The sequence below is a fragment of the Candidatus Aminicenantes bacterium genome, assembly GCA_026393855.1.
Classification (GTDB): Bacteria; Acidobacteriota; Aminicenantia; order Aminicenantales; family UBA4085; genus UBA4085.
This window is the reverse complement of record JAPKZJ010000013.1, coordinates 20,251-27,201: the sequence shown is the minus strand read 5'-3', so window position 1 is coordinate 27,201 and position 6,951 is coordinate 20,251. Positions and strand designations below refer to the sequence as shown.

The following is a 6,951-nucleotide window of genomic DNA, read 5'->3' as shown; positions in this document are numbered from 1 at the left end:
ATCCGCTAGATTCGATTTCCAGCCCTACCCCCCTAGCGGGGGATAGGGCTTTTTTTTCTCCCATCTTCGGGGCCTGCGGCAGGGCATCCGGCCCGGCGGCTCGGGTTTTTCACGCCTTCTTCGCCTCACTTATCGCACCGTCTTTATCTTCGATAAAAACGGTGCCGCAAGACCCAAATCCATGGAACTGAGGCACAAGAAGGCTAAACCCTCGCGATTTCGCCGTTGGCCGGACACCCTGCCGCCTGACCATCCCCCGGAGATGGAAGAAAAACCTTTCTTGGATCTTCGCCCGATTCCGGGAAGCCCAAGCAGTTCGGGGTGCCGGCCAACGGCGAAATCGCAAGGGCGGCGCCTTTTTCCACAACTCTCTGAGGGAAGCCAACGGCCGCCGAGGGCTGTTTGAGCACGCGACCATCTGAGGGTATCGAAACGGAGGGGGAAATCTCCAAGACCGGGAGATCTTGAATGCGGAGTTCCGCCCTCGCGGGGACCGTCGAAACGACATCCCGACGAGGACTGCGAAGCGCTGAGGCGCCGAGCGGATTGGCCGGGACGACCAATGCGCCGTCGATAGCGGTCGGATTGAGGATGTCGGGGGGAACCGATCACGGCGCATCGCACCGTTGCCCCCAACGGCGACCCCGGACTGCCCTTCCCGGAATTGGGCGATGAACCTTTTTTCTTAAAAGGCCACGCGGGCGCCCAGGCGGAAGACGGCCGGGTTGAGGATCAGCTTGGTCTGCAGGAAATCGGCCGCCTCGATCCGCCCGGCCTGCTTGAGCGAGGTGGACGCGTTCAGGATGTTGAACCCGTCCGCCCCAATGGCCAGCCGGATCCGGTCGCCGATGGCGAATTCTTTTTCTAGCCGGACGTTCAGCAGGAACAGGGTCGGCAGCCGGGTGTCGCCCAGCTTGCCGCCGCCCCCGGCAACGCCGTAGAGCAAGGTCGGACCGATGTTCGGGCGCTGCACGATCGTATAGGTCGGGATGATGAACCCTTCCCGGGCGGTCAGCACGCCGGAGGCGTTGAACCCGAAGGGCAGGCGGACCATCGCGGCCAGCTTGGCCGTCCAGCGGGAATTGACGAAGACCCCGGCCAGATCGGCGCCCTGGGACTCGGGGGCCACCGCCGCACCGTTGAAGTAGGCGACGTTGGTGGGGTCGAGATAATCCCCGCCGTAGTTGGCCTTCCAATCGGCGTAGGTGAAAGACCCGTCCAGCATCCAGCCGCGGGCATAGCGCTTCGTCAAGCTCAGGGTGACGGACGTGTATTGTTCGAAGCGGCTTTGGGACGTGTCCCGATACGTTCCGTAGGCGGCTTGCAGGCGCGTCCAATAGTCGGTGTCGACGATCGTATTGTGGCCGATCAGGACCCAGTTGGAGGCATCCTCGACCTGCCCGCCGGCCAGGATCCCGCTGTCGAGGGAGAGGCGGTGCCGCTTGCGGTAGAGCACTTCCAGGCGGGCCCCGAAGTCGGGCAGGATTTCTTTCTCGTAGGACAGCAGAATTTCGTCCGTCAAAGGCGTCGCGTAGCTCGAGGCCAGCTGATTGGCGGGCGTATAAGAGGAAGGATTGGAGGGATCGAACCCCCAGGCGTAAAGCCAATGGGCCGGATCATCGGGCGAGACCAGTTGGCCGGTCTGCCAGTCGAATCCCCACAGCTCGTTCATCGCCACCCGGCCGTTGCCATCGGCGTCTCTCCAGAGCAGGCCGATCCCGGCCGAGGCCGGGTTGATGAAGACAGCCGGATCCATCCCGGTCTGGCTGCCGAAAAGAGCCAGCGACAGCCGGAGAACATCGCGCCCGTCGCCGCGAAGATCGTAGCTCAAGCCGATGCGCGGCGAGACGACGCTTCCGACGAAGCCGGGATCGTATTCGGAGACGTTCAGGCCCGTCAGATACTGAGGCAGCCAAGGCGACTCGGGCACGATCTGGTTGCGGATGACGGCGTGCTCCCGGTCGTAGCGCAGGCCCAGCGTCAGCGATACCCGGCCCCAATCGATCGTGTCCTGGGCGAAGGCCGAAAACCGGGTGTAGCCGTAGGACGCGGCGGTGTCGCGCAGGAGGTTCGCCTCGACCCAGCCGTAGCCGTAATCCTGCAGGATGAGGTTGCCCTCGATCGTGTCCGACAGGGTGGCCGCGGCCGAGCGCATCTCGATTCCGAACGACAGCTCGTGCCCGCCGCCCAGGATATGGTCGAAGAAAGCCCGGCCGGTAGCGGCCACGCCGAGCTGGCGGCTCTTGCGCCGGTAATCGTTGGCGTTGCCGGAGACATAGAACGCCGGATCGAAATCTTGAATCTGGTAATTCCCGGAGCCGTCCGGGGTTCGCGCCCCGTTGACCGGCTGCAGGTGGAAATCGATCGAGGAGACGAGGCCGGTCAGGGCCCAGAGGAAAGCCCCCATCTTCTTTTCAAAGCGGACCTTGCCGGTCAGGCTCGGCCCCGTCTGCGTCCAGCGCGTCTCCGGCGCCTGTTCCGTATCGCCCCAAAAGGCCCGATTGGAGGACCGCTTCTCGTCATAAGCGAACAAGGCGTTGAGCCGGGCGGTAGGCGAGATTTTGAGGTCGAAATTGGTGTAGCCGGAAGCGATGAAGGCCGCGTCGAGCGCCCCGGTCATGGTCCGCTTGGTGATGTCCTGGATGCCGAAGGCGCCGGCCCCCCAGAGCCGGTCGTTGAGCAGCATTCCGCCGAGGTTGCCGCCGTAGAGGCGGATCGTGCTGATGCCGGGCGACCCGAGGCCGGCGGAGCTCAGAGCGAGCGGGATGTTGTTCAGCTCAAGGCTTTTATCGGCCATGTCAAAATGGAAGCCGCCCGACCAGACCGGGCCGCCGCGCCGGGGCACCAGATGGAGCTGGAGGCCGGGCGTGCGGGTGCGGGCGTCCCCGCCCGCCGTTTCCGCCCGGATCTCCGCGTAGTTGGACATGTCGACATAGACCGGGGAATCCCCGGGCACGGAAGGATCCGTTATATCGGTCCCCTCAAGCGTCCAAACCGTGTCGGTCCAGGCCGCGCCGGCCCCGTAGACGTAAGCCTGCAGTCCGGATTCGGCGCCGCCCACGTTCTCGCGGTCGGCCACCAAGCCGGGCGCCATGGCCAGCAGAATCCAGGGGTCGCGGGGCGTGGGCAGGGCGATGATTTCGAGCGCATCGGCGGCGTATCCGGCCCGCCTGTCGTTCTTGTCGATCATCGGGGTCCGGCCCGAGATCGTGATCATTTCGTCGGGAGGCAGCGGCTCGAGCGTAAGCGTCAGGCGGACGTCCCGGCCGAAGGCGGCGACCAGGCGGTCCCGACGCAGGGTCTTGAAGCCCGGCAGGTCCAGCTCGAGGGCGTAATCCGAGGCCGCCGGCAGGCTGACGAACCGGAACATCCCCTCGCTCGTGGTGACGGCGTATTGGGTGGCGACGCGTCCGCCCGAGAGCGTCACGGCGACCCCCGCCAGAGGATTTTTCTCAGCGTCCATGACCCGGCCGACGATCCCGCCGGGATCCTGCGCGGCGGCGAACCCGGCCGCCAGGATGAGACAACCGAGGGCGAAAATATATTTTTTCAAGCCATCCTCCCTATCTCGAATAGGATAGCCGATCCGGCCCCTCCAATCAACCGAAACGGCGGCCGGCGGGGCTTGCGTACCGCGGGACGATCCTCTACACTGAGCGCCTTGTGCGGATGCGCCGCGGGCTGGTCCGGATCGCCCCCGGACACGGCGGAGAATTCGGCGTCATCCGGCTGTTCCCCGACGGCGGCGAAGAGGACGAAACGGCATCCGGCCGCGGCCAGATGTCTTTGTTCTAATGGGCACGAAAATTGCATCGGAAAGAGGCGTGGCGGAGTTTCAGAATCGTCCAGGGAAAACGGCCAGGCCTCGCTCGGCTGGAAGGAAAGGTTCTTTACAGGGAAGCCGTTTGACCCAAACCGGGACGAGGAATATAATCATATGATGAAAAACCGCCGTATCCGACTCATTTGCCTACTGTTAGCCGTTGCCTGCCTAGCCTCCGTGGCGGCCGCGGCCGATCAATCCAAGAAAAAATCTCCCAAGGACCTGCCGCTCCAGTACCGCCGCTGGATCGAAGAGGAAGTCGTCTATATCATCTCGCCGAAGGAAAAGGACGTCTTCCTCCAGCTCGAGACCGATCGCGAGCGGGAGACCTTCATCAAGGCCTTCTGGAAGCAGCGCGACGAGACGCCGGAAACCGATAAGAACGAGTACCGCGAAGAGCATTACCGGCGCATCGCCTACGCCAACCAATGGCTGGGCCGCGACACGCCGACGGCGGGCTGGCGGACGGACCAGGGCCGCATTTACATCCTGCTCGGCGAGCCCAAGGAGATCGAGCGCTTCGAGAACATCCCCGAGCTCCGGCCGACCATCATCTGGTTCTTCGACACCAAGGGCGACACGCGCCTGCCCGCGGCCTTCAACGTCGTCTTCTTCAAGCCCGAGGGGGCCCAGGAATACAAGATCTATTCGCCCATCAAGGACGGCCCCCAGCACCTGCTGATGCACTATTCGGGGGACGCGACCGATTATGAGGCGGCCTTCTACCAGATCCAGTCGGTCGAGCCGGCCGTGGCCCAGGTCTCGCTGACCCTCATCCCGGGGGACTCGGTCATGACCGACCGGCCCTCGATGGCCACCGAGATCCTGCTCAGCCAGAACATCCCGGCCTCCGGCTATGAGAAGGTCAAGGACGACTACGCCGAGAAGCTCCTCCGCTACAAGGACATCATCGAGGTCGACTACTCCACCAACTGGATCAACAACGACTCGATCATGGGGGTCTTCCGGGACGCCAACGGGCAGGCCTTCGTCCACCTGGCCATCGAGCCGAGCAAGCTGAATTTCCAGACCTCGACCCAGGGCTACCACACCGAAATGGACATTGAAGGCCGGGTCACCGACGCGGCCAACCCCGGCCGGACCATCTACCAGTTCAACCGCAGTGTCCCCCTGGACGTCAACGACGCCCAGCTCACCGCCATCCGGGCCAAGCTGTTCAGCTACCAGGACCTCTTTCCCCTTATCCCGGGACGATTCAAGCTGAACGTAATGTGGAAGAACCGGGTCTCCAAGGAATTCACCTCGGCCGAAGCCGAGATCCTCGTCCCCAAGGCGGACGAATTCGCCCTCAACGCCCCCATCCTGGCCAACAAAGCCAATAAGTCGTCGAGCTACCGGGGAGCGACCAAAGCCTTCCTGCTCAATGACATCCAGCTTGTCCCCTCGCCCCGCAACGACTTCCAGCAAAGCGACACCCTGTCGGTCTTCAGCCAAATGATCAACGCCCCCGCCGACGTCCGCAACGGCGGCTCGATCGAATACGCCATCCTGCGCGAAGGCGTCCCCTTCAAGTCCTTCGTCCGGACCGTGGCCGAGATCCCGGACAAGACGAACCTCTACGAGGAGATTTCGCTGACCGACTTCCCGCCGGCCCAGTATCGGCTCCAGATCACCGTCCGCGACGCCGATCGGAAGAGCCGGCTGACGGGAAAAGCGGATTTCTACATCACGCCGATGCTGACCCTGCCCCGCCCCTTCGTGCTCTCCCTGACCCACGCCGCTTCGACCGAGCCGGCCAGCCTGCACATCTTGGGCACCGAGTACCTGGCCGTGGACGACACGGCCAAGGCCCGGCCTCTGCTTCAAGCGGCCTACGCGCGCCAACCGGGCGAAATCAAATATGCCCTGGACTATGCCCGCCTCTTGCTGCGGGAGAAGGACTACGCCGGCGTCAAGTCGGTCGCCGCCGCCTATCTGGTCGACGACCGCAAATGGGACTTCCTCCAGCTCGCCGCCCAAGCCCACCAGGGGGCCGGCGAGCTCGAACCGGCCATCGCCCGCTACAAGGAATACCTGGCCCATTTCGGGACCAACATCGAAATCCTGAACGCGATCGGCGAATGCTACTTCAACCTGGGCAACTTCCCCGAAGCCCTGGTGGCCTGGGAGAGATCACTCCAGATCAACCTCAACCAGCCCCAGCTCAAGGAGCGGGTGAAAACCCTCAAGGACAAAAAATGAAACGATCCGTGCGCCTGGCGGCCGCTCTCCTCGCCTTGATGACCGCGGCCGCTTGCGCCGCGGCCCGGCTGGAACGCCTACTCGATCCCGACAGCCGGGATTTTCTGTCCAAGGTCCGGTACATCATCACCCGGGAAGAGCGGCGGATGTTCCGCAACCTGCCGGCGGCCGCCAGGCCCGCCTTCGTCAACGACTTCTGGACCAAGCGCGACCCCGACCCCTCGACCGAGGAGAACGAGTTCAAGATCCAGTACTTTCAGCGCCTCGAAGAGGCGAACTTTCTTTTCAACGAAGGCCGGGGCAGCGAGCCGGGCTGGCTGCAGGACCGCGGCCGGATCTATATCCTGCTCGGCCAGCCGGACGAGCGCCAGCAATTCCCCCGGGGCATGACCTTTTACGACATCCCGACTGAAATCTGGCTCTACGGCTGGTTCCCGATCGTTTTCCGCGACCCCAACTGGAACGGCAACTATCGGCTGGAGGCGGACAGCGCCATTCAGCTGGCCGAGATCATGAAGACCCAATTGGCCTGGAAGCCCGAGGTCAAGGCGCAGGCCGGGATTCTGGAGTTCAAGACCGAGCTGCGGGTCGAAGCGAAGGGGAAAGCGCTTTTGCGCGTCCTCGTCCCTTACCGCAAGATCTGGTTCAAGGACGAGGAGGGAACGCTCACCGCCGTCCTGACCATTAAGGCGGAAGCTCTCGACGCCAAGGATGTCCGGCTCTGGGAGACTACGACCGAAAAGCCCCTGCGCTTCACCCCGGAGGAGCTGACCAAGATCGGCCGCGGCAAGATAGCGATTGAGATCCCGCTGTCCCTGCCGGCCGGCAAATCAGTCCTCGAAGTGACCCTGACGAACTCCGGCGACGGAGCCAAGATTTCCAAGCGCGTGCCGGTGAAAAATTAGTTTTTCCGTCGTTGCGAGAGC

At 63.6% G+C, this 6,951-nt stretch carries 4 protein-coding genes; 3 read left to right on the top strand and 1 reads right to left on the bottom strand.

Going from position 1 to position 6,951, the window contains the following annotated elements; genetic code table 11:
• Positions 1-685: 685 nt before the first annotated feature.
• A complete protein-coding gene (locus NTZ26_01965) occupies positions 686-3,553 on the bottom strand; it encodes a TonB-dependent receptor (GenBank protein MCX6559258.1) in 2,868 nt (955 codons plus the stop codon).
• A gap of 110 nt (positions 3,554-3,663) precedes the next feature.
• Here NTZ26_01965 and NTZ26_01960 point away from each other — a divergent pair, with 110 nt between their 5' ends.
• The 3 genes from NTZ26_01960 (at position 3,664) to NTZ26_01950 (ending at position 6,930) form a co-directional block, all read left to right on the top strand.
• Positions 3,664-3,795: a hypothetical protein gene (locus NTZ26_01960; protein ID MCX6559257.1), complete on the top strand. Its 132-nt coding sequence runs from the start codon at positions 3,664-3,666 to the stop codon at positions 3,793-3,795.
• A gap of 142 nt (positions 3,796-3,937) precedes the next feature.
• The gene (locus tag NTZ26_01955; GenBank protein MCX6559256.1) at positions 3,938-6,025 is read left to right on the top strand and encodes a GWxTD domain-containing protein; all 2,088 of its coding nucleotides are present in this window, start codon (positions 3,938-3,940) and stop codon (positions 6,023-6,025) included.
• Positions 6,022-6,930 carry a GWxTD domain-containing protein gene (locus NTZ26_01950; protein ID MCX6559255.1) on the top strand — a complete coding sequence of 303 codons (909 nt, stop codon included), beginning with the start codon at positions 6,022-6,024 and terminating at the stop codon, positions 6,928-6,930. Before NTZ26_01955 ends, NTZ26_01950 begins: the two co-directional genes overlap by 4 nt.
• The last annotated feature ends 21 nt before the right edge of the window (positions 6,931-6,951 follow it).